The organism is Spirillospora sp. NPDC048819, assembly GCF_040650055.1.
GTDB lineage: Bacteria > Actinomycetota > Actinomycetes > Streptosporangiales > Streptosporangiaceae > Spirillospora.
Map to the genome: position 1 here is coordinate 408,583 of NZ_JBEZGN010000002.1, position 25,699 is coordinate 434,281.

The 25,699-nt window shown below is 72.6% G+C and carries 28 protein-coding genes; 10 read left to right on the forward strand and 18 right to left on the reverse strand.

Going from position 1 to position 25,699, the window contains the following annotated elements; all coding sequences use genetic code 11:
* Window positions 1-13: 13 nt before the first annotated feature.
* Both AB0C35_RS04950 and AB0C35_RS04955 read left to right on the forward strand, forming a co-directional pair.
* The gene (locus AB0C35_RS04950) at window positions 14-478 is read left to right on the forward strand and encodes an Rrf2 family transcriptional regulator (protein ID WP_358450684.1); all 465 of its coding nucleotides are present in this window, start codon (window positions 14-16) and stop codon (window positions 476-478) included.
* A 4-nt stretch (window positions 479-482) separates the two neighbouring features.
* On the forward strand, window positions 483-1,277 hold the full coding sequence (locus AB0C35_RS04955; protein WP_358450687.1) for a DNA-formamidopyrimidine glycosylase family protein: 795 nt from the start codon (window positions 483-485) through the stop codon (window positions 1,275-1,277).
* Here AB0C35_RS04955 and AB0C35_RS04960 read toward each other — a convergent pair whose 3' ends face one another.
* The 5 genes from AB0C35_RS04960 to AB0C35_RS04980 form a co-directional block, all read right to left on the reverse strand.
* Window positions 1,278-1,796, reverse strand: a complete 519-nt coding sequence (locus tag AB0C35_RS04960) for a hypothetical protein (protein WP_358450690.1) — start codon at window positions 1,794-1,796, stop codon at window positions 1,278-1,280.
* A 77-nt stretch (window positions 1,797-1,873) separates the two neighbouring features.
* Window positions 1,874-2,341, reverse strand: coding sequence for a DNA starvation/stationary phase protection protein (locus AB0C35_RS04965; protein ID WP_358450693.1), 468 nt, complete (start codon window positions 2,339-2,341; stop codon window positions 1,874-1,876).
* A 144-nt stretch (window positions 2,342-2,485) separates the two neighbouring features.
* Window positions 2,486-2,839 (reverse strand): helix-turn-helix transcriptional regulator, encoded by a 354-nt coding sequence (locus AB0C35_RS04970; RefSeq protein ID WP_358450696.1) that lies wholly within the window; start codon window positions 2,837-2,839, stop codon window positions 2,486-2,488.
* 111 nt (window positions 2,840-2,950) lie between these two features.
* Window positions 2,951-4,237 (reverse strand): CinA family nicotinamide mononucleotide deamidase-related protein, encoded by a 1,287-nt coding sequence (locus AB0C35_RS04975; RefSeq protein WP_358450699.1) that lies wholly within the window; start codon window positions 4,235-4,237, stop codon window positions 2,951-2,953.
* 510 nt (window positions 4,238-4,747) lie between these two features.
* Complete coding sequence (locus AB0C35_RS04980; protein WP_358450702.1) at window positions 4,748-5,260, reverse strand: DUF1990 domain-containing protein; 513 nt, start codon at window positions 5,258-5,260, stop codon at window positions 4,748-4,750.
* 89 nt (window positions 5,261-5,349) lie between these two features.
* Here AB0C35_RS04980 and AB0C35_RS04985 point away from each other — a divergent pair, with 89 nt between their 5' ends.
* The 3 genes from AB0C35_RS04985 to AB0C35_RS04995 are packed head-to-tail and all read left to right on the forward strand — an operon-like array spanning window position 5,350 to window position 6,917.
* Window positions 5,350-6,135: an MOSC N-terminal beta barrel domain-containing protein gene (locus tag AB0C35_RS04985; protein WP_358450705.1), complete on the forward strand. Its 786-nt coding sequence runs from the start codon at window positions 5,350-5,352 to the stop codon at window positions 6,133-6,135.
* A 39-nt stretch (window positions 6,136-6,174) separates the two neighbouring features.
* Window positions 6,175-6,498: a hypothetical protein gene (locus AB0C35_RS04990; protein ID WP_358450708.1), complete on the forward strand. Its 324-nt coding sequence runs from the start codon at window positions 6,175-6,177 to the stop codon at window positions 6,496-6,498.
* The gene (locus AB0C35_RS04995; protein WP_358450711.1) at window positions 6,495-6,917 is read left to right on the forward strand and encodes an acyl-CoA thioesterase; all 423 of its coding nucleotides are present in this window, start codon (window positions 6,495-6,497) and stop codon (window positions 6,915-6,917) included. The genes AB0C35_RS04990 and AB0C35_RS04995 overlap by 4 nt, the downstream gene beginning before the upstream one ends.
* A 9-nt stretch (window positions 6,918-6,926) precedes the next feature.
* Here AB0C35_RS04995 and pgsA read toward each other — a convergent pair whose 3' ends face one another.
* From pgsA to AB0C35_RS05040, 9 genes are all read right to left on the reverse strand, one after another.
* Window positions 6,927-7,517 (reverse strand): CDP-diacylglycerol--glycerol-3-phosphate 3-phosphatidyltransferase, encoded by a 591-nt coding sequence (pgsA, locus tag AB0C35_RS05000; RefSeq protein ID WP_358450714.1) that lies wholly within the window; start codon window positions 7,515-7,517, stop codon window positions 6,927-6,929.
* Window positions 7,514-8,926 carry a 30S ribosomal protein S12 methylthiotransferase RimO gene (gene rimO, locus AB0C35_RS05005; protein WP_358450717.1) on the reverse strand — a complete coding sequence of 471 codons (1,413 nt, stop codon included), beginning with the start codon at window positions 8,924-8,926 and terminating at the stop codon, window positions 7,514-7,516. The genes pgsA and rimO overlap by 4 nt, the downstream gene beginning before the upstream one ends.
* Window positions 8,927-9,007: 81 nt before the next feature.
* Window positions 9,008-9,763, reverse strand: coding sequence for a RodZ domain-containing protein (locus tag AB0C35_RS05010; protein WP_358450720.1), 756 nt, complete (start codon window positions 9,761-9,763; stop codon window positions 9,008-9,010).
* 148 nt (window positions 9,764-9,911) lie between these two features.
* On the reverse strand, window positions 9,912-12,536 hold the full coding sequence (locus AB0C35_RS05015; protein ID WP_358450723.1) for a DNA translocase FtsK: 2,625 nt from the start codon (window positions 12,534-12,536) through the stop codon (window positions 9,912-9,914).
* Between the two features lie 121 nt (window positions 12,537-12,657).
* A complete protein-coding gene (locus AB0C35_RS05020) occupies window positions 12,658-14,343 on the reverse strand; it encodes a ribonuclease J (protein ID WP_358450726.1) in 1,686 nt (561 codons plus the stop codon).
* Window positions 14,340-15,278, reverse strand: a complete 939-nt coding sequence (gene dapA, locus AB0C35_RS05025; protein WP_358450729.1) for a 4-hydroxy-tetrahydrodipicolinate synthase — start codon at window positions 15,276-15,278, stop codon at window positions 14,340-14,342. The genes AB0C35_RS05020 and dapA overlap by 4 nt, the downstream gene beginning before the upstream one ends.
* A 202-nt stretch (window positions 15,279-15,480) precedes the next feature.
* Window positions 15,481-15,702 (reverse strand): hypothetical protein, encoded by a 222-nt coding sequence (locus AB0C35_RS05030; RefSeq protein ID WP_358450732.1) that lies wholly within the window; start codon window positions 15,700-15,702, stop codon window positions 15,481-15,483.
* Window positions 15,703-15,841: 139 nt separating this feature from the next.
* Entirely contained in the window at window positions 15,842-16,897 is a 1,056-nt protein-coding gene (locus tag AB0C35_RS05035; RefSeq protein WP_358450735.1) for a hypothetical protein, read from the reverse strand.
* A gap of 88 nt (window positions 16,898-16,985) precedes the next feature.
* Window positions 16,986-17,960, reverse strand: coding sequence for a DMT family transporter (locus AB0C35_RS05040; RefSeq protein ID WP_358450738.1), 975 nt, complete (start codon window positions 17,958-17,960; stop codon window positions 16,986-16,988).
* On the opposite strand from AB0C35_RS05040, the gene AB0C35_RS05045 reads away from it, so the two are divergent.
* Complete coding sequence (locus AB0C35_RS05045) at window positions 17,959-19,350, forward strand: PLP-dependent aminotransferase family protein (protein WP_358450741.1); 1,392 nt, start codon at window positions 17,959-17,961, stop codon at window positions 19,348-19,350. The genes AB0C35_RS05040 and AB0C35_RS05045 overlap by 2 nt on opposite strands.
* Before the next feature lie 11 nt (window positions 19,351-19,361).
* Here the strand turns inward: AB0C35_RS05045 and AB0C35_RS05050 are convergent, their stop codons facing one another.
* Entirely contained in the window at window positions 19,362-19,724 is a 363-nt protein-coding gene (locus AB0C35_RS05050; RefSeq protein WP_358450744.1) for a VOC family protein, read from the reverse strand.
* Entirely contained in the window at window positions 19,721-19,984 is a 264-nt protein-coding gene (locus tag AB0C35_RS05055; RefSeq protein WP_358450747.1) for a hypothetical protein, read from the reverse strand. Before AB0C35_RS05055 ends, AB0C35_RS05050 begins: the two co-directional genes overlap by 4 nt.
* Before the next feature lie 124 nt (window positions 19,985-20,108).
* Between AB0C35_RS05055 and AB0C35_RS05060 the strand changes: the two genes are divergently transcribed.
* From AB0C35_RS05060 to AB0C35_RS05075, 4 genes are read left to right on the forward strand one after another with little or no spacing between them, the layout of a single operon-like run.
* Window positions 20,109-20,660: a CGNR zinc finger domain-containing protein gene (locus AB0C35_RS05060; RefSeq protein WP_358450750.1), complete on the forward strand. Its 552-nt coding sequence runs from the start codon at window positions 20,109-20,111 to the stop codon at window positions 20,658-20,660.
* A 25-nt stretch (window positions 20,661-20,685) separates the two neighbouring features.
* Complete coding sequence (locus AB0C35_RS05065; RefSeq protein ID WP_358450753.1) at window positions 20,686-21,258, forward strand: GNAT family N-acetyltransferase; 573 nt, start codon at window positions 20,686-20,688, stop codon at window positions 21,256-21,258.
* 57 nt (window positions 21,259-21,315) lie between these two features.
* Window positions 21,316-23,019 (forward strand): MFS transporter, encoded by a 1,704-nt coding sequence (locus AB0C35_RS05070; protein ID WP_358450756.1) that lies wholly within the window; start codon window positions 21,316-21,318, stop codon window positions 23,017-23,019.
* A 34-nt stretch (window positions 23,020-23,053) separates the two neighbouring features.
* Window positions 23,054-23,920, forward strand: a complete 867-nt coding sequence (locus AB0C35_RS05075) for a 1,4-dihydroxy-2-naphthoate polyprenyltransferase (RefSeq protein WP_358450759.1) — start codon at window positions 23,054-23,056, stop codon at window positions 23,918-23,920.
* On the opposite strand, the gene AB0C35_RS05080 is transcribed toward AB0C35_RS05075, so the two are convergent.
* Window positions 23,884-24,900 (reverse strand): hypothetical protein, encoded by a 1,017-nt coding sequence (locus AB0C35_RS05080; RefSeq protein ID WP_358450762.1) that lies wholly within the window; start codon window positions 24,898-24,900, stop codon window positions 23,884-23,886. The genes AB0C35_RS05075 and AB0C35_RS05080 overlap by 37 nt on opposite strands.
* A gap of 86 nt (window positions 24,901-24,986) precedes the next feature.
* Complete coding sequence (locus AB0C35_RS05085; RefSeq protein ID WP_358450765.1) at window positions 24,987-25,679, reverse strand: uracil-DNA glycosylase; 693 nt, start codon at window positions 25,677-25,679, stop codon at window positions 24,987-24,989.
* Window positions 25,680-25,699: the final 20 nt, after the last annotated feature.

The window sequence follows — 25,699 nt, forward strand, 5'->3', positions numbered from 1 at the left end:
GGATAATGCTTGCATGCGATTGTCCGCCCGGGTCGACTACGCGTTGCGCGCCTCCGCCGAGCTGGCGGTCGCCGGGAGCCGCCCGGTGACCGCGATACAGCTCGCCGAAGCGCAGGGCATACCACCGAAATTCCTCGAGAACATCCTCGGCCAGCTGCGCCGGTCCGGCATCATCCGGAGCCAGCGGGGGCCCGAAGGCGGCTACTGGCTGGCGCGGCCGGCCGAGCAGATCTCCCTCGCCGACATCATCCGCGCCATCGACGGGCCGCTGCTCGGCGTCCGGGGCGAGCGTCCCGAACACGTCGGCTACGAGGGGCCCGCGCGTTCCCTGCAGGAGGTGTGGATCGCGCTGCGCGCCAGCGAGCGCGCCATTCTGGAGAAGGTCAAGCTCGCGCACATCGCCGCCGGCGAGCTGCCCGAGCCCGTCCGCAAGCTGACGGAGGACCCGTCGGCCTGGGAAAGCCCGTCCCTGATCTGATCACATGCCCGAGGGCGACGTCGTCTGGCTGACCGCCCGGCGCCTGCGCGAGGCGCTCGCCGGGCGGCCTTTGACGCGCTCGGACTTCCGCGTCCCCCGGCTCGCGACCGCCGACCTGCGGGGGCGGACGGTCCTGGACGCGGTGTCGCGGGGCAAGCATCTCCTCGTCCGCGTCGAGGGCGGGCTGACCGTCCACACGCATCTGATGATGGAGGGACGCTGGCAGATCCGCCGCGCCGGGCCAGTGCCGCGCGACCACCGGGTGCGGCTCGTGCTGGCGAACGCGGAGCGGCAGGCGGTCGGATACTCCCTCGGTCTCGTCGAGCTGCTGCGCACCGCCGAGGAGGACGCGGCCGTCGGTCATCTCGGTCCGGATCTGCTCGACGCGGCGTGGGACGCCGGCATGGTCGCCGAGGCCGCGGCACGGCTGGGCGAGCGGCCTGAGCGGGCCATCGGTGAGGCTCTGCTCGACCAGACCCGCCTCGCCGGGATCGGCAACGTCTACAAGGCCGAGATCCTGTTCCTGAGAGGCGTCGACCCGTGGACCCCTGTCCAGGACGTTCCGGACCTGCCGGCCCTGGTGGAGCTCGCTCACCGGCTCCTGGACGCCAACAAGGAACGGCACGGCCACATCACCACGGGGGATCTGGCGCGCGGCCGCGAGCACTGGGTGTACGGGCGGGCCGGGCGTCCCTGCCGGCGCTGCGGAACCCGCGTCGAGCGCGCCGGCCAGACGTCACGGGGAGGCGAGCGCGTCACGTTCTGGTGCCCCCGCTGCCAGCCGGCCGCCGGACGGTGATCAGCGGACCGTCACCGTGCCGTCCGCGACGGTCAGCGCGGCCTGCGGGCCGCCCTCACCGCAGTGCTCGCCGTTCGGGAACGTCGCCGCAGGGGTGACGTCGACGCGCCGGTCGACGAGCGTGCGGCCCTGGGCGTCGCGGAGCGTGAGCGTGACCTGGACGGGACTCTTCGGCAGGCCCTCCACCTGGGCGAAGCCCGTCTTGCCTCCGTCGGGCGACGCGGACGCCGCGCAGGCGGCGTCGGGCCCGTCGCCGTCGCAGCCCATCGGGACGGTCGTCGAGGACGGCCGCAGCTCGATCGTGGGTTCCCGGCAGGTCGTCCCGTCCCAGCACACGCGCAGGGACGCGGACGCCACGCGCGACGCGTCGGGCGGCTTGACGGAGACGCTCAGGCCGGGCGACGAGCCGATCGCGGTGCACGGCCGCTCCGCGCCGAGGCCGCCTGAGCCGCAGGCGGCCAAGGCGAGCAGCGCGCCCCCCAGCGCCACCGATCTCAAAAGGGGCGGCAGAACGTCCATACCCCATGATCACAGCATTCCGGGCGGGACACCAGCCACCGCCGCAACCACCCGACGACCTCAACGATCGCGATCGCTTAAGTCTGCGCCTGGAACATCCAGTGCTGCTTCTCCAGCTCGCGGGCGATGCCGATGAGCAGGTCCTGCGTGATCAGGTCCGGCTCGTCGGTCGCCGCGATGCGCTCGCGGAACCGCGCGATGATCTGCGCCAGGATGTCGGTGACCGCGGCGACGACCTTGTCGTCGTCGAGGTAGCCGGCCTCCATCTGCGGGATCCGGGTACGGTCGGCGACCGTGCGGACACGGCCGTCGGGGTTCACGCCGATCGCCACGGCGCGCTCGGCGACGTCGTCCTGCCCGCTGCGCGCGAGCGCGACGACTTCGTCCAGATGCTCATGGACGATCTTGAAGTTGCGTCCCTGAAGGTTCCAGTGCGCCTGCTTGGCGACCAGAGAAAGATCGATGAGGTCGATGAGAGAGCCCTGGAGGGCCTCCCCCGCGACCTTCATGGCCGAATCCGAGAGCGGGCTCTTGACCGCCGCCATGTCCGGGCTCCTTCCGGTCGTTACGGTTATCCGTTACAACCCGGGAGCCTCCCCGCGAATGCCGTGTTCATGCGTGAGGCCGCGCACACCCGCGGCCCCTATCGGGCATGAACACACCAAGAACGAGTCAGGCCCGCGACCAGGTCAGGCCGCGACCATGTCGGCGCGGAGTTCGCCGGTGATCTCTTCCGGAGTCTCCGGAATGCTCTCGGTGGAAATGCGCTCGTGCTCGGGCGCGCCCGCCATGACGGGCTCGTGCTGCAGCTCGGCGAGGGCAAGCTGATCCGCTACTTCCCTGAGGACGTGCGACAGCGGAACGCCCAGGGCTTTGCAGATCGAGGACAGCAGTTCCGAAGATGCCTCTTTCTGCCCCCGTTCGACCTCGGACAGGTAGCCGAGTGACACCCGCGCCGCCGCGGACACCTCACGGAGGGTGCGTCCCTGGCGCAGCCGCAGCTGCCGCAGTACGTCACCGAGCAGCTGGCGAAGCAGGACCATCGTCTCGCTCCCTCCCTCAGTTCGGACCATCTGCCAGTTCCACCGTACCTGGCTTGACGGTGAGCATGGCAGACCGTTGATTTCGTGTTCGCTGGGAACGTAACGCTGTAATCAGCCCCGATCTTCCCGAGCCTCCTCGCTCCCGCCCTCGACGTCAAGCCCCAGCAAAAGACGTCTCAGCAGGTCAAGGGCATGAACGACGGTCATCCGCCGGATCACCGCGCGGACCTCCGGCCCCGCTCCCGGCACGGGGAGTTTCGGACTGACCACAGTGCGCATATTTCCGGGTCCGGCCGCACCGATATAGACCGTTCCCACCGGCCGGCCGTCCTGGGCGTCCGGACCGGCCACACCCGTCACGGCGAGCCCGTACGTCGCACCGAGCGCATCCCGCACGCCCTCGGCCATCGCGGCGGCCACGTCCGGGTGGACGGCGCCGTGCTCGGCGAGAAGATCCGCCGGGACGCCCAGCAGCAGCCGCTTCACGCCCGTCGCGTACGTGACCATGCCGCCCGCGAACGTGGCGGACGATCCGGGCATGGCGGTGAGCTCCGCGCCGATGAGCCCGCCGGTCAGCGACTCCGCCGTGGCGACGGTCTCCGAACGGCCCGCGAGCAGCCGGTGCACGACGCGGTCGAGCGTGTCGTCATCGACGCCGTACACGGCCGGGCCCAGCAGTTCCCGCACGCGCGCCTCGACGCCCTCCAGCCGTTCCGCGGCGCCGGGCCCGGCCACGGTGATCCGGATCTTCACCTCGGCCGGGTCGGGCAGGTAGGCGAGCCTGACCCCGTCCATCGCCTCGACCTCGGCGAGGCGGGTCGCGACGACCGACTCCCAGATGCGGGCGGTGCGCAGGGTGCGGCGCGCGACCGCGGGCAGCCCGGCGATCCCGGCCAGTTCCGGCAGCACGACCTCGTCCATGATCGTGCGCATCTCGAACGGGACGCCGGGCAGCGCGTAGACGGTCCCGCCCGGCAGCTCGACGCGCAGGCCGGGCGCCGAGCCCGCCGAGTTGCCGAGCGTCCGCGCGCCCTCGGGGACGTCCGCCATGCGCAGCGCCATGGGCTGCAGTTCGCGGCCGGCCCGGGCGACCCGCTCGCGCAGCCGCCGTTCGAGCGCCGGGTCCCGGACGAGCGCGACGCCGGCCGCCTTCGCGAGCGCGTCCCGGGTCAGGTCGTCGTAGGTGGGTCCGAGCCCGCCGGTGGTGATGACCGCGTCGGCCCGGCCGAGCGCGGCGTTCACCGCCTCGATGATCACGTCGAGCTCGTCGCCCACGACGACGCTGCGGGTGACGTCCACGCCGTGGTCGGCGAGCCTGCGCCCGAGCCATGCCGCGTTCCCGTTGACCGTGTCGCCGAGGAGCAGTTCGTCCCCGACGGTGAGCAGTTCGACCCGCATCGCGTCCCCATCCCGGCTGTTCGCAGTGCACGTCCCGGTGAACACGGCCCCGGGGTTCGGCCTTCCGAATCTACCGGTGGCGTCGCGGCGCCCGGCGCCGAGGCGCCCGTCCGGCGACGGACCCGGACGTCCGCCGGTTGACGGGAGAAATCGGCCGGATGAGGACGGAGCCGGGGTGACCCGATCGAACCGGTCCAAGCGGGACTTCGCGGGGCGTCCCCGTTCGCTCGCACGGGAAAGCGACGGCCGCGCTTTGTGTCCCGCGGTGACGCCGCCCCCGCCACTGCGCGCGACATGGAACGCAACCCAAGCGCGCATCGTCACCGCGCGTTACTGACGCCCGGTCCACCAATTGACGGAAACGCAGGTCACGTTGTGAGTCAAAACTCATTCGCCCGATTCGTGCGCCCGCCCATTCGCGGGGGATAATTGCGTCGCGCGGCGCCCGCGAACGGGGCTGCGGGGCCACGACCGGGGTGGGCGTGGTCCCGCAGCCCGCCTCCGGGCACGTCAGCCGCGCGCCAGCCTCCGCAGCACCGTGCCGCACCGCCGGGCGTAGGCACGCTGGAACAGCCTCCCGAACGGCCCCGCCAGCCGCGCCGCCGCCGTCGCCGGACGGCTGAACGCGGTGACCGTCAGCCAGACGTCGCCCTCGTCGTCCAGGTGCACCACGAACGACTCCTCCCCCGACTCGGGGTGCCCCGGAAGCGTCCCGTACGCCCATCCGGCGTAGCGCTCCTCCTCACGCGTCCACACGATCCGGCACGGCGCCCGCAGCCGCAGCGGACCGGCGCCGAGCCCGATCACCACGCTCACGCCGGGCGCCGCACGCGGGGCCGAGGCGTCCACCCGGACGGGGATCGCCCGGTGCATCCAGAACTCCATCACCGCGTCGGCCGCGTTCCGGAACTCCGCGGGTCCCCGCCCGACGAGCATGCGCTGCCGCAGATGCCGGTACCCGTCCGGCCGTTCCGCGTTCCGCGTCGCCCCCACCTCGGGATACGTGAATTCCTGTGCGGTCATGTCCGTCCTCGGCTGCAAACTGACGAATCGGCGTCAAGTATCGCCGGTTTTCCTGGTCACCCGCGCGGCGGGTCCGTAGCGTCCGTCGCATGAACGCCGTCGTCGCCGGACTGAACGTCTTCCCGATCAAGAGCGCGGGCGGTGTCGCGCTCGCCGAGGCCGAGGTGACGCCGAACGGGCTGCGCCACGACCGGGAGTTCATGCTCGTCCGCCCGGACGGACGGCACCTGTCGCAGCGGGAGGTCCCCCGGCTCGCCCTGCTCCGTCCCGCCTACGACGGTGTGAAGCTCACCGTCCACGCGCCGCTCGCCGCCGTGCCGCTGGTCTTGGAGGCGGTGGACGGACCCGCGCGCGACGTGACCGTCCACCGGCGTCCCTGCCGGGGCATCGACCAGGGCGACGAGGCGGCCGGCTGGTTCTCCGAGGCCCTCGGGCTCCCCTGCCGGCTGGTCCGCTTCACCGGGACGCGTCCCTCGGTCCTCGGCGGGGGGACGCTGACGTTCGCCGACGGCTTCCCGATCTCGGCGCTGTCCGCCGAGTCGCTGGACGACCTGAACCGGCGGACGGGCGCCGGTCTCCCGATGAACCGCTTCCGCCCCAACATCGTCCTGCGGGGTCTCGGGCCTTACGGAGAGGACGCCGTGACCCGGCTGCGCGGCGGCGGCGCAGACATCGAGTTCGTCCGGCCGTGCGGCCGCTGCGTGATCATCAACACTGACCAGGACACGGCCCGGCGCGCTCCGGCGCCCCTGCGCGCCCTCGCCGGGTATCGCACCGAGCGGTTCAACGGCGTCCGCGAGATCATGTTCGGCCGCCTCGGCATCCCCCGCGCACCGGGCGTTCTCCGCGTGAACGACGAAGTGTCCGCAGTCTAATCGCTTGGCGATCGTTAGCGATCGCTATACGATTCACCTATGGAGGAATCGTTCGACCGCGCCCGGGTCCAGGCGGGCCTGCGCCTGATCGCGCGGGGGCTGGAGGAGGTCGCCGCTGCCCTCGACGGCCCCGAGGACGCCGGGGAGCCGGAGCGGACGGCGCGCGTCATCCGCGACTGGGGACGCCGGGGCCTGCGCAAGGACGAGGCATCCGCGCTCTTCAAGCGGCACGGGTTCGCGCCTCAGACGACCGGCGGGTGGGCACGCGGCGACTGGGTCGAGATCGGCGACGACGGCCTCCGTTACCTGACCGCGAAGTCACACGAATGGCTGGCCGGCTACGAAGAGGAGGATGGACCGTGACGGAACCCTTCAAGGTGCGGGTCACCGTCCGCGCCTACGAACTGGACACCCAGGGCCACCTCAACGGCGCCGTCTACCACCAGTACGGCGACCACGCCCGGTGGGAGTGCCTGCGCGCCGCCGGGGTCTCGCTGGACGAACTGCTCGGCACCGGCGTCGGCCCGGTGACGCTGGAGAACACCATCCGCTACCACCGTGAGCTGCACGCCGGCGACGACGTCGACATCACCTGCGAGTTCGACTGGGGCGAGGGCAGGACGTTCGGGATGAGGCAGGAACTGCGCCGCGCGGACGGTGCCCTCGCCGCCGAGATCAGCAGCGTCGGCGGCCTGATCGATCTGGAGCGGCGGCGGCTCGTCCCCGACCCGGGACGCCACTGGCGGGCGCTCGCCGACACACCGGAACTGCTCGGGCTGTGAGCGGCTCTCTCAGGAGGCCTCGGGCGTGCGGCGTGACTTCCACGCCTGGACGACGTAGTCCACGCCGGTGACGACCGTGACGATGAGGGCCGCGCCCATCGTGATCCAGCGCACGTAGTCCAGCGGACCGGGCAGGATGTAGAAGCCGATGGCGATGACCTGCAGCATCGTCTTGAGCTTGCCGCCCTTGCTCGCCGGGATCACGCTCCGGCGGATCAGGACGAACCGCATCACCGTGATGCCGATCTCCCGGATCATGATGGCGGCGGTCACCCACCACCACAGCTCCCCCATGATCGACAGGCTGACCAGCGCCGCCCCGGTGAGCGCCTTGTCGGCGATCGGGTCGGCGATCTTGCCGAAGTCGGTGACGATGCCCCGCGCCCGCGCGATGTCGCCGTCGATCTTGTCGGTGATGGACGCGACGGCGAAGACGCCGAACGCGGCGAGGCGCCAGCCGGTGCCCTCCAGGAACAGCAGCCACACGAACACGGGGACCAGCGCGATCCGCACGAGCGTCAGCGCGTTGGCGATGTTCCAGACACCGGCCGGGGGCGGGTCGTGCGAGCCCGCGACCGGATCCGGGGTGCCGGCGATCATGCGACGTCCGCGATCAGGTCCACGCCGTCGCTGCCGGTGACGCGGGCCGCGACGACCTCGCCGAGGGCCAGGCCCCCGCCGCGGACCACGACCGTCCCGTCCACCTCCGGCGCCTGGTGCGCGGCGCGGCCCTCGACGTCGCCGTCCTCGGTCTTGTCCTCCAGCAGCACGTGCACCTCCGAGCCGACGCGGTCCTCGGCGCGCTGCGCGGTCAGCTCCTCGGCGAGACCGGACAGCTCCTCCACCCGGCGGGCGACCTCCACCGGGTCGAGCTTGCCGTCCAGGTCCGCGGCCTCCGTGCCGTCCTCGTCGGAGTAGCCGAACACGCCGATCGCGTCCAGCCGCGCCGCCGACAGGAACTCCGCCAATTCCTCGAAGTCGTCCTCGGACTCGCCGGGGAACCCGACGATGAAGTTGGAGCGCACCCCCGCCTCCGGGGCCAGCCCGCGGATCTGGTCGAGCAGCCCCAGAAACCGCTCCCGGTCGCCGAACCGTTTCATCGAGCGCAGCACCGGGCCGCTCGCGTGCTGGAACGACATGTCGAAGTACGGCGCGACGCCGGGAGTGCCGCAGATCGCCTCGATGAGCCCCGGCCGCGTCTCGGCGGGCTGCAGGTAGCTGACCCGGACGCGTTCGACGCCGTCCACCGCGGCGAGGTCCGGCAGGAGCTTCTCCAGCGCCCGCAGGTCGCCGAGGTCCTTGCCGTACGAGGTGGAGTTCTCGCTGACCAGGACCAGTTCGCGGACGCCGTGCCCGGCGAGCCAGCGGGCCTCCTCCAGCACCTCCGCCGGCGGGCGCGACACGTACGCGCCGCGGAACGCGGGGATCGCGCAGAACGTGCAGCGCCGGTCGCAGCCGGACGCCAGCTTCAGCGGCGCCACCGGCCCGCCGCCGAGCCGCCGCCGCAGCACCCGCGGCCCCGACGCCGGCGCCACCCCGTCCGGGAGCTCGTCCGGCACGCCGTGCCCGGGGATCGCCGCCTGCGAGGCCGAACGCTCCACCGGGCTGATCGGCAGGAGGGTCCGCCGGTCCCGCGGGGTGTGCGCGTCGCGCCTGCGTCCCGCCATCACGTCGTCGAGCCGGTCGCCGATGCCGGTGTAGTCGTCGAAGCCGATCACCGCGTCGGCCTCCGGCAGCGCCTCGGCCAGCTCCTTGCCGTACCGCTCGGCCATGCAGCCGGCCGCGACCACCTTGGCGCCCGAGTCGTGCGCGGCCAGCAGCGTGTCGATCGAGTCCTTCTTCGCCGCCTCGATGAACCCGCAGGTGTTGACGACCACCACGTCGGCGCCGTCCGCGTCGTCGGCCAAATCCCAGCCGGCGTCCTCCATCCGCGCGGCGAGCTCCTCGGAATCGACCTCGTTACGGGCGCAGCCGAGCGTGATGAGTGAGACCTTGCGGCGAGTCGACATGACCCTACGGTAATGGGCGCGCCCGCCCGAACCGACCAGCGGCCCGAGTTCGCGCCGTGTCGCTGCGGAGCGGGCCTCCGGTCAGGCGGGTTCGGGGTCGTCGCGGTCGAAACTCAGCCGCTGCACGCCGTCGCCCTCGCCCGGCGAACCGAGGTCCTTGCCGTTGACGGTCAGGTTGACGCTGCCGCCCACCCCGATCACCAGCCGGATCTCCTTCTTGGCCGTCCAGTCCTTCGCGTCGCCCTTGCGGAGCATGCCGCTGAACAGCGTCCTGCCCTTCTCGTCGCGGGCGTTCAGCCACGTCGTGCGCTCGGCCTCGACCCGCACCTCCACCTTGGTGCGCGGCGCCGCCGCGACCGGGTCGCTCTGCTTCGGCGGCGCGGACGTGGCGGGCGCCGGCGTCGACGGCGCGGGCGTCCCGGCGACCTGCTGCGCGGTGCGCCGCTCCTCGCCGCCGCCGGTGCCGACCACCTGGACGACCCCGTAGATCACGACGAAGGCGAGGGCGAGCGCCATCGCGGCGCTCCAGTTCGGCGCCCTGCGCTCGCGGAACGCGACGGGCTGCTCCGGCTCGAACGCCGACACGGCCGAGACCGGCTGCGGGGCGCCGCCGTGCGCCGCGTCGAACTCGGCGACGAGGGGCTCCGGATCGATGCCGATGACCCGGGAGATGCTGCGGATGTGCCCGCGCGCGTAGAAGTTGCCGCCGCAGTAGGAGAAGTCGTCGGCCTCCATGCCGCGGATCACGGTCTCCCGGATCCGCGTCTGAAGACTCACCTGAGTCACCGAGAGACCCGCCCGCTGACGCTCTTCAGCCAAGGTCTCACCGATGCTCACGCCGGGCCTCCTGAGGGCACTCGTCGCCGATCTCCTGCGACACCAGTCTAGGAACGGCCATGCCCGCTGGGCGACAGCCGACACGTTCGAAACAGGGCAAGATTTCGCATCATTCCGCAATGCCCCGGCTGCCGCGCCCGGGCCGGGCTCAGCCGCCGCCGCGCAGTTCCGCCAGGACTCCGGGGAGATCGTCCGGCTTGGCCAGCACGTCCCGCGCCTTGGAGCCCTCGCTCGGCCCGACGATGTCGCGGCTCTCCATCAGGTCCATCAGGCGCCCGGCCTTGGCGAACCCGACCCGGAGCTTGCGCTGCAGCATCGACGTCGACCCGAACTGGGTGGACACGACCAGCTCGATGGCCTGGACGAGCAGGTCCATGTCGTCGCCGATCTCCTCGTCGATCTCCTTCTTCGGCGCGCCCGCCGCGGCGACGTCCTCCCGGTAGTTCGCCTCCATCTGCCCCTTGCAGTGGTCGACGATCCCGCTGATCTCCTTCTCGGCCACGTAGGCGTTCTGGAGGCGCATCGGCTTGCTCGCGCCCATCGGCAGGAACAGCGCGTCGCCCTGCCCGACGAGCTTCTCCGCGCCCGGCTGGTCGAGGATGACGCGGCTGTCCGACAGCGAGGACGTCGCGAACGCCAGCCGGGAAGGCACGTTCGCCTTGATCAGACCGGTGACGACGTCGACCGAGGGCCGCTGCGTCGCCAGCACCAGGTGGATGCCGGCGGCGCGGGCCAGCTGGGTGATGCGGACGATCGAGTCCTCCACGTCGCGCGGCGCGACCATCATGAGATCGGCCAGCTCGTCCACGATGACCAGCATGTACGGATACGGCGTGTACACCCGCTCGCTGCCGGGCGGCGGCTTGAGCTTGCCCGCCTTCACCGCCTTGTTGAAGTCGTCGATGTGCCGGTACCCCGACGCGGCCAGATCGTCGTAGCGCCGGTCCATCTCCCCGACCACCCAGTCCAGCGCCTCGGCCGCCTTCTTCGGGTTGGTGATGATCGGCGTGATCAGATGCGGGATGCCCTGGTACATCGTCAGCTCGACCCGCTTGGGGTCGACCAGGATCATCCGCACCTCGTCCGGGGTGGCGCGCATCAGGATCGAGGTGATGAGCCCGTTGATGCACGTCGACTTGCCCGCGCCGGTCGCGCCCGCGATCAGGATGTGCGGCATCTTCGCCAGGTTCGCCACCACCGTGCGGCCCTCGACGTCCTTGCCCAGCCCCACGATCATCGGATGGTGCTCGTTGGTCGCGGCCGGCGAGCGCAGCACGTCGCCGAGGCTGACGATGTCCTTGTCGGTGTTGGGGATCTCCACCCCGATCGCCGACTTGCCGGGGATCGGCGAGATGATCCGCACATCGGCGCTCTTGACCGACAGGGCGATGTTCTTGGTCAGCGCGGTGACCTTCTCCACCTTCACCGCCGGACCCAGCTCGATCTCGTACCGCGTGATCGTCGGCCCCCGGGTGAACCCGGTCACCTGCGCGTCGATGTCGAACTGCTCCAACACCCCGGTGAGCGCGTTCACCACCGTGTCGTTGGCCTTCGTCCGCGGCTTGAGCACGCTGCCCGGCCGCAGCGCCGACGGGTCGGGCAGCATGTAGATCTCACCGGACGACGACAGCGGCAGCTGCTCGGACCTGCGCGGCGCCGGCGTCGGGTCCGGTACCTGCGACTGCGGCGCGTCGCCGCCCGCCACGTGCACGTCCGCCGGCGGCTCGTCGTCGGCGGGCGGCGCGGGCGGCGGGACGTCCGCCTGGAACGGGTCCGGATCGAACAGCTCGTCGGCGAGGTCGCGCCGCGGGCGGTCGGCCTTCTTCGGGTCCTCCTCCAGCAGCGGCGTGTCGTACGGCCTGGAGTGCTCGCCGACCTCCAGATCGTCCGGCTCGCCGTCGCCGTTCTTCTTCTTGCGGCGGCGCTTCTTCGGCGCCTCCCCCTCGGCCCCGCCCTCGCCTTCGCTCTCGCCCGCGGCGGCACGCTGCGGACGCCCCTGCAGCGTCGCCACCGCCCACAGGTCGGCCACACGCTCGGGTACCCTGTTGATGGGGGTCGCGGTGACGACCAGCAGCCCGAAACCGGACAGGAGCAGCAGCAGCGGGACGGCCACCCACCCGCTGAGCGCCGCGTCCAGCGGCGCCGACACCAGCCAGCCGATCACGCCGCCCGACTCGCGCACCCCGTCCATGTCCTCGGCGGGGGACGGGACGCCGGCCGCGATGTGCAGGATGCCGAGCACACCGACGCCGAGGGCGGTCACGCCGATGACGATGCGGCCGGTGTCCTCGTGGTGCTCGGGGTGGCGCAGCGTCCGCCACGCCAGCAGGGCCAGCAGGACCGGCAGCGCCATCGCGATGACGCCGAGTCCGCCGCGCACGACCTTCTCCAGCGCGATCGTGACGACGCCGTCCGGACGGAACCAGGTGACCGAGGCCAGCACGATGGACGAGCCGAGCAGCGCCAGGCCGAGCCCGTCGCGGCGGTGCTCGGCGTCGAGGTTGCGGGCGCCGTGCCCGTAGGCGCGGAAGATCGAGCCCACCGCGACGGCGGCGAGCAGGTACAGCTTGAACAGAAGCTTGAAGAACCCGAGGACCGCCTGGGAGATCGGATCGGGCTTCTGGGGGGGACGGCCGCGGCCCGAGCCGCGGTTCCCGCCTTTTCCGGTACCGCCGCTCGGTCGCTTCCGGGGGGCCGACCTTGCGGGCTTGCGAGCCGCACTGCCCCCCGCACGCGAGGAGCTTTTCGCGCCCCCGGACGCACGTGTGGCCATGGTTATGAGAGTAACCAAGTACCCCGGAGGTTCCAGGGATGACGAGCGGGCGTGTTGGGAGCGGGCGCGCCGGCGGCGTGCCGGCCGCGGGACCCGCGGCCCCGCGGCCGGCACGCCCCCGTCATACCTCGACGACCACCGGGACGATCATCGGGCGGCGCCGGTAGTTGTCGCTCACCCACTTGCCGACCGTGCGGCGGATGACCTGGCCGAGCTGGTGCAGGTCGTTCACGCCGTCGCCGGCGGCGTCGGTCAGCACGGCCTCGATCCGCTCGATGATCTCGTCGAAGTCCTCGTTGACGATGCCGGCGCCGCGGGCGTGCACCTCGGGCCCCGCGACGAGCTTGCCGGACGTCGAGTCGATTCCGACGACGATGGAGACGAAGCCCTCCTCGCCGAGGATGCGCCGGTCCTTCAGCGACGTCTCGGTGACCTCGCCGACCGACAGGCCGTCCACGTACACGTATCCGGCGGGAACGGCGCCGACGATGCGGGCGCGCCCGTCCACGAGGTCGACGACGACGCCGTCCTCGGCGATGACGATGCCCTCGTCGGAGACGCCGGTGAGCGCGGCGAGCTTGGCGTGCGCGCGCAGGTGCCGCCACTCGCCGTGGATCGGGATGAAGTTGGCGGGCTTGGTCACGTTGAGCACGTACAGCAGCTCGCCCGCCGACGCGTGCCCGGACACGTGCACGAGCGCGTTGCCCTTGTGCACCACGCGGGCGCCCCACCGGGTCAGGCCGTTGATGACGCGGTTGACCGCGTTCTCGTTGCCCGGGATCAGCGAGGACGCCAGCATCACGGTGTCGCGGTCGGTGATGCGGATCGAGTGGTCGCGGTTCGCCATCCGCGACAGCGCCGACATCGGCTCGCCCTGCGAACCGGTGCACACCAGGACCAGCCGGTCGCCGGGGATGTCGTCCAGCTCCTTCTGGTCGACCATGATCCCTTCGGGGACGCTGAGATAGCCGAGCTCGCGGGCGACGCCCATGTTGCGGACCATCGACCGCCCGACGAAGCAGACCTTGCGGTCGTTGGCGACGGCGGCGTCGAGCACCTGCTGGACGCGGTGGATGTGCGAGGCGAAGCAGGCGACGATGAGCCGTTCCTGCGCGGTGCGGAACACCTCGTCGACGACCGGGCCGATATTGCGCTCGCTGGCGACGAAGCCGGGGACCTCGGCGTTGGTCGAGTCCGACATCAGCAGGTCGATGCCGTCCCCGCCGAGCCGGGCGAACCCGGGCAGGTCGGTGAGCCGGCCGTCCAGCGGCAGCTGGTCCATCTTGAAGTCGCCGGTGTGCAGGACCAGCCCGGCGGAGGTGCGGATCGCGACGGCGAGCGCGTCCGGGATCGAGTGGTTGACCGCCAGGAACTCGCAGTCGAACGGCCCGAACGTGCGCCGCTCGCCCTCCACGACCACGTCGGTCACCGGTTTGATGCGGTGCTCGGTGAGCTTGGCCTCCAGCAGCGCCAGCGTCAGCCGCGAGCCGACGAGGGGGATGTCGCGCCGCTCGCGCAGCAGGTACGGCACGGCCCCGATGTGGTCTTCGTGGCCGTGCGTGAGGATGACGGCCTCGATGTCGTCCAGGCGCTCCCTGATGTATTCGAAATCGGGCAGGATCAGGTCGATGCCGGGCTGCTCGGTCTCGGGGAACAGCACGCCGCAGTCGACGACGAGCAATCGGCCACCGTGCTCGAACACGGTCATGTTGCGGCCGATCTCCCCGAGCCCGCCCAGCGCGACGATGCGCAGGCCGCCCTCGGGCGGCGCGGGCGGGTCCGAGAGCTCCGGGTGAGGATGACTCACCGGGCGACCTCCGGGATGGCTACCTCCGGCACTTTGACTCCCCCTATCGTGAGGTCTTCACGCAGTCGCGCCGCGAACTCCGGCGAAGCCTCCACGAGCGGCGCGCGCAGCGGGCCGCCTCCGGGAAGGCCGAGCAGGTTCAGCGCTGCCTTGACGGCGATGGCGCCCTGCGTACGGGTCATGATGGCGGTGACGACGGGCAGCAGCCGCCGGTGGATCTCCAGCGCCCGCCCGGTGTCACCGGCGCGGTAAGCGTCGATCATCTCATGGAGTTCGGCGCCCACGACATGTCCGACCACGCTGACGAACCCCGCCGCGCCCACCGAAAGCCAGGGCAGGTTGAGGTTGTCGTCGCCGGAGTACCAGACGAGATCTGTCTGGGCCATCACCCTGGACGCGCCGAACAGGTCGCCCTTGGCGTCCTTGACGGCGACGATCCGCGGGTGCTCGGCGAGCTGCACCAGCGTGTCGTTCTCGATCGGCACCCCCGTGCGCCCGGGGATGTCGTACAGCATGCACGGCAGCCCCGTCGCGTCGGCCACCGCCCTGAAATGGTGGACGAGGCCCTCCTGCGGAGGCTTGTTGTAGTACGGCGTCACCACCAGCAGAGCGTGCGCGCCGGCGGCCTCGGCCTGGCGCGCGAGATGCAGGGTGTGCTCCGTGTGGTTGGTTCCGGCACCGGCGACGATCACTGCGCGGTCGCCGACCGCGTCGATGACCGCGTGCAGAAGTTCGCGCTTCTCGTCGTCGCTCGTCGTCGGCGACTCACCCGTCGTCCCGTTGACGACCAGGCCGTCGTGGCGCCGCTCGTCGACCAGGTGGGTCGCGAGGCGCGCGGCGCCGTCGTAGTCGACGCCGCCGTCCGGCAGGAACGGAGTGACCATGGCGGTCAACATCCGTCCGAACGGGGCGTCAGGTGATGTGCTGGGTGCCATGCATCGAACGGTACCGTTCCGGGTGCGGCAGGTGGACCCGCAGGTCCAAGCTGACCTAGGACGGGCATCGGCGCCGGCGGCGGCGCCGGGCCCCGAATCAGGCCGGAAACGGCGTGGAAGAAGCCACCGCCACACGCTCGGGGGTACGCGTGGCGGCGGCTCCCACATCCACATCGTGGCACGCAAATGCCTCGTTACGGGGTCAGTCCGGCCACTTCCCGGACTCGGTTGGATAACGTGACCCCGCGGTCATCTCATGCAGCCGGACGCGCAGTTCCTCGACGTCGGGAGTGCGCACGAGATCGTTGCCGCGGACGGCCCACCAATGGCCTGATCCGCCTCGTCCGATCCGCCAGCCGGTGAACTCGGCTGACAGCTCGCCGAGCCGGTCGGCGTCACGCCACGCGGTCTGCTGAGGGCCCATCGGCCTCGTCCCCTTCCCTTTGCCGTCCGCTGGTCGAATCCGGACTTCCGCACCGTGGAGTACCCCCGCGGGTGTCCGGCTACCCAACCCTTTGTACCTGCGCGCGGAAGAGAGTCGAACCGTCGCCGGCCGGGTTCTTTCAGCCGCCGGGACCCGATGCCGTCCCGGGCAGCCAAATGGCGCGATAACGTGCCCATTCGTCGGGCCGGGTGGTCCAGCCCGCGTACACCCCGACGCCGTACGGACGCTTCGGCGGCCGCTTCAGGTCATCGATCCCCCGCCGGACGCCGCGCAGCGCGGCCGGCAGCCCCTCGGCCCACTCCATCAGCGGGCGGTACGTGGGCACGCCCATGAAGACGGTCGTGCGGTCGCCGATGAGCTCCAGCGTCGTGCGGGTGTGCCGGGCGTAGTGCCATCCCGCCAGCGCCTCGGTCGGCAGCGACACGTCGTAGGTCATGATCGCGACCTGGTCGGCGCGGTCGGCGACGGCGCGCAGGAAGTCCGCGGTCGGACGCGGCGGGTAATGGACGGCGCCCTTGCGCGGGATGAGCGCCTTGTAGACCGGCTGTGCGGCGTCCAGGAGCGTCGGCTGCTCCAGCGCCACCGACAGGAGCCTGCCCCTCGACCGGGTCAGCTCCCGGGTCCGGTCCATCAGCGTCATGAACGCGTCGTCGTCGGGATAGATGGGCTCGAAGTCGTAATGGATGCCGTCGAACCCGATATCGAGGAATGCCGCATCGGTCTTCAGGACCTGTTCGCGCACGGCCGGATCGTCCAGGTCGATGACGCCCTCGCCGTCCACCACCCGTATCTGCCCCAGATACGCCTGGGCGCGGACGCCCGGCGCGTATTCGCGCATGGCCTCGATGAGCTGCCGGGCATAGCGGTACTTCGAAGCGGGGACCGTGCCGTCGGACTCGAACGGGCCTGTATGGAAGAACACGTCGGTAATGCGGTTCTGTTTCAGCAGTGCGCCGAGCGCGCGGTATTCAGCGTCGGTGTGCGGCTCCCCCACCCACTGGTGCCGTGCCCACAACGCGTTGGCCTCGGTGCCCCGCGCCTCGGGGTCCTGCTGCCACCACACCCAGGACCCGGCGAACACGAGGGCGCCGAGGCCGAGCACGAGGGCCGCGGCCCACCCCGCCCACCGCAGCACCCTCCCGAGCGCACCGCCGACCCGCCCGATTTTCACCATTCGGCAATGATCCCGGATCGAACGGGCGGATCGGACCCAGGCGCCCCGGTCCGCCCCGGCACCGACCACGGCCCGCCGGGCCATCGGGTCATTTCGTGGTGGCGTTCTCTCTCCTCGCGCGGGCACCCGTCTCCGGCGAGAGGGGCCGGGTGTGCCTCACGCGGGTCCGCTGGGTGAGGGCCACGCAGACCAGGACGGCCACGGCGGCCAGCGCGGTCGTCGCGTCGATCCGCTCGGCCAGGACGAGTCCGGACCACAGCAGCGTCATCACCGGCTGGGCCAGCTGGACCTGGCCGCCGCGGGCGATCCCGGCCCGCGCGAGGCCCTCGTACCAGGCGAAGAAGCCGAGGTAGGCGGAGAACGCGGCGAGATATCCGAAGCCGAGCACGGCGCGTCCGGTCCAGTCGGGGTCGGTCGTCGCGAGCAGCCACGCGGTCACCGGGACGGTGAGGGGAGCGGCCAGCACGAGCGCCCAGGAGATGACGCGCCACGCCGGCATGGCCCGGCTCAGCAGCCCGCCCTCGGCGTAACCCGCGGCGACGGCGAGGAGGGCGGCGAACAGCAGCAGGTCCGCGCCCGTGACGTGGCCGGCGCCGCGGATCAGGGCGAAACCGGTGACGCAGGCCGCACCGGCCGCGCCGGCGAGCCAGAACGCGCGGGACGGCCGTTCCCCCGCGCGCAGGACGCCGAGAACGGCGGTGGCGGCGGGCAGCAGCCCGACCACGACGGCCGAGTGGGCGGACGAGGCGCCGAGGTCGAGCGCGAGCGTGGTGAGCACCGGGAACCCGAAGATCACGCCGGCGATGACGACCGCGAACCCCGGCCACTGGTCGCGCCTCGGCGGACGGGCCCGCACCGATAGCAGTGCGACGGCGGCGAGGACGCTCGCGGCGGCGGCGCGGCCGACGCCGATGGCGTACGGGTCGAGCCCGTCGAGCGCGAGAACCGTCGCGGGAAGGGTGAAGGAGAAGATCAGGACGCCGAGCGAGGCGAGCCACAGACCCGGCCCGGAGTGGGCGCCCGCTATCGGCGTGGGGGCAGTAGCGCTATCTTTGGTCCTCATGAAGAACGATAGCAGTGTGGCGGCGCTCGCCGACGCGCTGCGCACCGACGTCCGCCGGCTGAACCCGGGCGAGCGGCTGCCGTCCAGCCGGGCGCTCGTCGAGCGGCACCGGGTCAGCCCGGTGACGGTGTCGCGCGCACTGGGTCTGCTCGCCGCCGAGGGCCTGGTGGTGACCCGGCCCGGCAGCGGCGCGTTCGCCGCCGAGCGTCCCCCGGCCGGCGGCGAGCCCGCCGACCTCGGCTGGCAGGCCGTGGCGCTCGGCGACCGGTCGGTCGACCCGGCCGGCGTGGCGGGGCTGCTCACCCCGGCGCCGGACGGCGTGGTCGCGCTCAGCGGCGGCTACCTGCATCCCTCGCTCCAGCCGGCCCGGGCGCTGGCCGCGGCGGCGGCGCGGGCGGCCCGGCGCCCGGACGCCTGGGAGCTGCCGCCGCTCGGCGGGATCCCCGAGCTGCGCGCCTGGTTCGCCCGCACGGTCGGCGGCGCCGTCTCCCCCGCCGACGTGCTGATCACCAGCGGCGGACAGCAGTCGATGACGACCGTGCTGCGGGCGATGCTGCCGCCGGGCGCGCCCGTGCTCGTCGAGTCGCCGACCTACCTCGGCGTCCTCGCCGTCGCGCGGGCGAGCGGGCTGCACCCCGTCCCGGTCCCGGTGGACGCGGACGGCGTGCGTCCCGGACTGCTCGCCGAGGCCTTCGCGATGAGCGGGGCGCGGGCGTTCTACTGCCAGCCGTCCTTCCACAACCCGACCGGGACCGTGCTGAGCGCGGAGCGGCGCGCGAAGGTCCTGGACGTGGCGCGCGCGGCGGGCGCGTTCGTGATCGAGGACGACTACGCGCGGCACCTCGGCATCGCCGCGCCCCCGCCGCCGCTGATCGCGCAGGACGCCGGGGGCCGCGTCGTGCACATCGCGTCCCTGACCAAGGCCACCGCGCCCAGCCTGCGGATCGCGGCGGTCATCGCCCGCGGCCCGGTCGCCGAGCGGATCCGCGCGACGCAGCTCGTCGAGGAGTTCTTCCCGGCCAGGCCGCTGCAGGAGACGCTGCTGGAACTGGTGAGCTCCCCCGGCTGGGCGCGGCACCTGCGGGCCGTCCGCGCGGCGCTGCGGGCGCGCCGGGACGCCGTCCGCACCGCGCTCGCCCGGGAGCTGCCGGAGCTGCGCGTGAACCATCCGGCCGGTGGCCTTCACCTGTGGGTGCGGCTGCCGGACGGCGTGGACGACACCGCGCTGGCCGAGGCCGCCCTGCGCGCAGGGGTCCTGGTCAGCGCAGGGCGGCCGTTCTTCCCCGCCGAGCCCCCCGCCCCGCACCTGCGGATCAGCTATGGGACGGCGGCCTCGGAGCAGGAGCTGGCGGAGGGCGTCCGCCGCCTCACCGCCGTGCTCCGTTCATGAGGCGGCGCTCCTCACGGCTGCGTGCAGAAGCAGAACTCGTTGCCCTCCGGGTCGCGCCAGACCCGGAACGGGGACGCCGGGTTCCCCATCGGGCCGGTGGCCGGGGTCGCGCCGAGGCTCGCCGCGCGCTCGCCGGCGGACCGGATGTCGGGGACGTCGAGGTCCAGATGGAGCCGGTTCTTGATCGTCTTCCCTTCGGGGACGAGCTGGAACGACAGGACGGGCCCGGCTCCGCCGAGCGGCTCCAGGTCGACCCAGTCGCCGGTCGCGTCCGTCGTCCTCATGCCGAGCAGCCCTCCCCAGAACGCCGCCATGGCGTCCAGGTCGGCGCAGTCGATGACGAGGTGGCTCACCTTCGGGGTGACACCCGTCATCGCACGCCACCCGCAATCCGGACGGCGTGCGCCGAGTGTGAGGCGGCACGCGCGCAGTAGGGCACGGGCTGGGCGCGGCGCGCCGGGAGCAGTCCGCCGAGCCGGTCGCGGAACGCCGCCCGCCTGCGGGTGGCGCGCTCAATCGACCGCGCGCGGGCGATGAGCCGCGCCTCGACGATGTCGGCGTGCAACCGCGCGTATTCACGCCGGGCCCATTCGTGCCGCATGGCCAGCGCCGCCAGGTACGGCAGTTCCCTCATGTCGCCCTCCCCTTCGTTGACACCACCTAAACCGTAACGCCGGTGTCGCGAAAGCGCAACCAGTCAAAACCGAATGCCGGTGTTGCGTCTTGGTAGACTGCCCATCGGACAGGCAGGAGGGGTGATGACCGACGCTCATGAGGACCCCGCGCTGCTGCTGAGGGACTTCGTCAACACCTACGACGTCGAGCCCGCCGAGGACGCGATCCCGACGCCCGCCCGGCTCACCGCGTGGCTGGCCGGCCGCCGCCTCGTCCCCGCCGGCGCCGAGGCCACCGGAGCCGACCTCGCCACCGCGGTCGCGCTGCGCGAGGGGCTCCGCGAGGCCATGGCCGCCAACCACGGCGCCCGCGGCGGCGAACTCCCGGACGACCTGGACGACGCCCTCGCCGCCCTGCCCCTGCGGCTCACGTTCACCGGCCCGGGTCCCGCGCTCGTCCCGCTCGACCCGCCCGAGACGGCCGCCGCCGGCCTCGCCCGCCTCGCCGCCGCGATCACCGACTCCGTCGCCGCGGGGACCTGGCCGCGGCTCAAGGTCTGCCAGGAGGACACCTGCCGCTGGGCGTTCCTGGACACCTCCAAGAACCGGTCCCGCGCCTGGTGCTCCATGAGCACCTGCGGAAACCGCACCAAGACCCGCGCCTACCGGGCGCGCCGCCGTCCGCCCGCGGGGTGACCCGCACCGCTCGCTAGGGTGGGCGGTGATCGCGGACGAGAGGACGGGCGACGCCATGGCCGATGTCGGAGTGCGGCCCGCGCGGCGGGCGGACGCCGCCGCCGTCGCCGACATCCAGGTGCGGGCGTGGCGGCAGGGCTACCGCGACCTGCTGCCGGCGGGCGTCCTCGACCGGGTGACCGGGCCGGACGCCGCGGAGGCGTGGCGCGACCGGTGGGCGGAGGCCGCGGCGGCGCCGCCGAGCCCCCGGCACCGGCTGCTCGTCGCGGTCGCGTCCGACCTCGTCGTCGGGTTCGCCGCGCACGGGCCCGCCGAGGATCCCGATCTGGACGCCGGCGTCACGGCCGAACTGATCGCGCTGCTCGTCGACCCGATGCACGTCCGCGCCGGGCACGGGAGCCGGCTGCTCGCCGCCACCGCCGACCTCCTCCGTGAGGACGGGTTCGGCACCCTGGTCACCTGGACCTTCGAGGACGACGAGGTGACCCGGACGTTCCTCGCCTCCGCCGGGTGGGCGCCCGACGGAACCGCCCGGACCCTCGACATGGGCGAACCCGTCCGGCAGATCCGGCTGCACACCGACATCAGCGTCCACTAGCGCCGTTCACCAGGGGCCGGTGAAGGGCACGGGGGCCGCGGCCATATCTTTGAAGTCGTGCCCGAACCCACCTCTCTGACGCCGCCGCGCGCCTCCGCGGCGGCGCCCGCCGCCGGCCGCCGCCGCTGGCTGGGCATGATCGTCATGAGCCTGGGCGTCTCGCTGATCGTCGTGGACGCCACGATCGTGGGCGTCCTGCTGCCCCGGATCGTCACCGACCTCGGCCTGACGACCACGGACGCCGAGTGGGTCACCTCGGTGTACGCGCTGGTGTTCGCCGCGCTGCTGATCCCGTTCGGCCGGGCGGGCGACGTGTTCGGGCGGCGCCGGATGTTCGTGGCCGGGACGGCGGTGTTCACGGTGGCGAGCGTCGCCGCCGCGCTGGCGGGCGACGGATCGGCGCTGATCGGCGCGCGCGCCCTGCAGGGCGTCGGCGCCTCGATGATCCTGCCGGCGACGCTGTCGACGGTGAACGCGGTGTTCACCGGACGCGAGCGCGCCGTCGCGTTCGGGATCTGGGGTTCGGTGATCAGCGGCATGGCCGCGCTCGGGCCGCTGGCCGGCGGCGCCCTCGCCACCGCGGGCGGCTGGCGCTGGGCGTTCGGGATCAACCTGCCGCTCGGCATCGCGCTGGCCGCCGCCGCGCTCGCGCTCATGCCCGAAACGCGGTCCCGCGGCCCCCACCCGGCCGCCCTTTCCGAGGACGAGCCGCGCTCGGCCTTTCCGCCGCGTTCCGGGAGGGCGCGCCGCGAGATCGACTGGCCGGGCGGGCTGCTGTCCGCGCTCGGGCTCGGCGCCCTGGTGTGCGGGATCATCGAGGGCCAGACGTACGGCTGGTGGACCGCCACGCGCCCGTTCACGATGGCCGGGTTCGACTGGCCGGAGTCCGGGCTGTCGCCCGTCCCCGTCGTCCTCGCCCTCGCCGCCGTGCTGATCGCGGCGCTGATCGTCGTGGAGCGGTCCCGGGCGGCCTCCGGACGCGCGGTGATGCTCGACCTGGACCTGTTCCGGATCCCGAACTTCCGCCGCGGGAACCTGGCGTCGGCCCTGATCAACGTCGGGGAACTGGGGCTGCTGTTCGTCCTGCCGCTGTTCCTGCTGGGCGTGCACGGCACGAGCCCTCTGCAGATCAGCGTGGCGATCCTGCCGCTCGCCGCCGGCTCGTTCCTGGCCGGCGGATACGCGGGCAGGCTCGCGAACAGGCACGGCGCGCACCGGGTCGTGCAGATCGGCATGGTGCTGGAGGTCGCCGCGGTCGTCGCGCTGGGCCTCACGGTGTCGGCGACGACCGGCGGGCTGGGGCTCGCGCCGTGGATGCTGATTTACGGGGTGGGCCTCGGCCTGACCTCGGCGCAGCTGACGAACGTGTCACTGGCGGACGTCCCGCCGGCGCAGGCGGGGCAGGCGTCCGGCACGCAGTCCACGGCCCGGCAGGTCGGCGCGGCGCTCGGCATCGCCGCCATCGGGACGGTGTTCGCGACCAGCCTCGGGCACACGATGACCGACCGGCTGTCGGGCTCCTCGCTCCCGCCGGAACGGCAGGCCGCCATCGCCCACGAACTGCGGGAGAGCGCCGGGACGTACGGACGCGAACTGCACGCCGCCCCCGGCCTGGCCGACGCGGCCCGCGCCGCGGACGAGAGCCTCGCCGCCGCCACCAGGCACGCCGCGCTCACCACCGCGGTGATCCTCGCGCTCGGACTCGCCATGTCGCTGCGGCTCCGCCCCAGCGGTGATCATGGGGGAGAATCGAAGCGCTAGTCCCCCTGTCGTCCTAGGAGAACAAGCGGTAACCGTGGCCACGCTCTCCCAATGGGTCGCCGGATCCCGGCCCCGCACCCTGCCCGCGTCCCTCGTTCCCGTCGTCGTCGGCACCGGCGTCGCCGCGGGCGAGGGCCAGGCCGTCTGGTGGCGCGCCGCACTGGCCGCGTTCGTCGCCCTCGTCCTGCAGATCGGGGTGAACTACTCCAACGACTACAGCGACGGCGTCCGCGGCACCGACGAGGACCGCGTCGGCCCGCTCCGCCTCGTCGGTTCCAAGGCCGCGCCGCCCGGGCAGGTCCTCGCCGCCGCGCTCGGCAGCTTCCTCGCCGCCGCCGTGGCCGGGCTGATCCTCGCCGCCGTGACGACCTGGTGGCTGCTGCTGGTCGGCGCCGTGGCGATCCTCGCGGCCTGGTTCTACACGGGCGGCAAGACCCCGTACGGCTACCGGGCGCTCGGCGAGGTGTCGGTGTTCGTCTTCTTCGGCCTCGTCGCCGTCGTCGGGACGGTGTACGTCCAGGTCGAGGGGCTGCCGTGGGAGGCGTGGGCGGCGGCAGTGCCGATCGGGCTGCTGGCCTGCGGGCTGCTCGTCGCCAACAACCTGCGCGACATCCCCACCGACCGCGAGTCGGGCAAACGGACCCTCGCCGTGCTGCTCGGCGGCCCCTGGACCCGGATCCTGTACGCGGCGTGCACCGCGCTGCCGTTCATGTTCGTCCTGGCACTGGCCGCCCCGCACCCGTGGGTGCTGATCGCGCTGCTCGCGGCGCCGCTGTCGCTGCCGCCCACGCAGAAGGTCCTGAACGGCGCGGCGGGGGCCGACCTGATCCCGGTGCTGGGCGAGACCGGCCGGCTCCAGATCGCCTACGGGGTGCTGCTGGCGATCGGCCTGGCGCTCTGAGCGTCCCTCTCGGCCAGCAGGAAGGCGCCGGTGACGCCCATGAGGACGCCCGCGAGAACACCGCACAGCGCCGTCAGGTTGAGGGCCGTCGTGGACTCCCCGGCCAGGAAGCCCGGGCGGCTCAGCGTCACCAGGAGCCCGTACAGCGACCACGCGAACGTGGCGGCGGCCCCGACCCACGCGGCCGCCAGCGGGACCACGAACCGCTCCGGACGGCGGCCCCGCCGGACGATCACGAGGAGGGCGGCCGCGCCGGCGAGCGCCAGCAGGCCCACCGTCCCGTCGGCCAGCTGCTGTGCCGCGTTCCGGTGATCGCCCTGTTCGGCGGTGAGGCCCGCCGTCCCGCCGAACGCCCAGAAGAGATGGACGACCGCGAACGGGACCGCGAGCACACCCGCCGCGCGCGCTAGGAGCGCCTGCACTTGATGGGTCGCGCCCTTGGGGACGTCTCTGGTACGTACGGCGAACACGTCGGCCCACCGGTTCCGCGCATACAGGACGAAGGCGGTGAGCAGTCCGAGACCCTGCACCGTGAAGCCCGCGTAGACGACGCCGTACACCCAGCCCTGAATGGCGCTGCCGGACGTGGTCAACGGTTCCGAGGAGAAGAGCACCTGGAGGACGCTGCCCAGCGGGACGGCGAGGACGATCGGCGCCAGCAGCCCGGCGGCGACCCAGATCGGCGTCAGCACCAGCCACGCCGGGATGCGCATGCCCCAGCGGAACGTGAACGCCAGCGCGACGACGACGGCCAACGCGTCCATGCCCATCGTGATCGCGTTGCCGACGTAGAGCGCGGAGTCCTTGGCCGCGTCGGTGTCGTTCCATCCGGCCGTGCTGCCGGAAAGCCACGCGATCTTGAGGGTGAGGTAGGGGACGCACGCGGCGATGGTCGCCGCGCAGACGGCCAGGCGAAGGCGCCCGGGACCGCCGTGCGCGGTCCGCGTCCGCCTCATGAGCGGCTGAGCTGTAACGGTCATGGACCCGACGATGCCGGGGGCCGCCCGCGCACCGCTTCCCACCGCCGGATGAATCCCCCGCCACGGCTCCCCCGCAAGGGTGATTCTCAGCCGGTGCCCGCCTCCGGGCCCCAGTTGATCTCGGGCAGGCCCGCGTCGACGAGGGCCTTGTTCACGGCGCTGAACGGGCGCGTCCCGAAGAACTTCTTCGCGCTGAGCGGGCTCGGGTGCGCGGACTCGATCACCGTGTGCTGCGCGCCCGTGATGAGACGTGCCTTCTTGCGGGCGTAGGCGCCCCACAGCACGAACACGACACGGTCGGTCTTGTCGTTCAGCGCACGGATCGCGGCGTCGGTGAAATCCTCCCAGCCCTTGCCGCCGTGCGAGCCCGCCTCGCCGCCGCGGACGGTCAGCACCGCGTTCAGCAGCAGGACGCCCTGGTCGGCCCACCGGGTGAGGTCGCCGGACGTCGTGACCGGGACATCGAGATCGGTGGCCAGTTCCTTGTAGATGTTGCGCAGCGACGGCGGCAGCCGCACACCGTCGCGCACGCTGAAGCTGAGCCCGTGCGCCTGGCCGGGACCGTGGTAGGGGTCCTGCCCGAGGATCAGGACACGGGCGCCGTCGAACGGGCAGTGCCGGAACGCGCTGAACAGGTCCTCGCGCGGCGGGTAGACCGTCTGCGCCTCGTACTCCCCCGCGACGAACGCGCCCAGCGCGGCGGTGGCCGGCGGGTCGAGCAGCGGATCGAGCCGCTCCCGCCAGTCACCGGGCAGCATTTCCATCAGGTCGAGGGACATCGTCGGGCCTCCGAGACGTG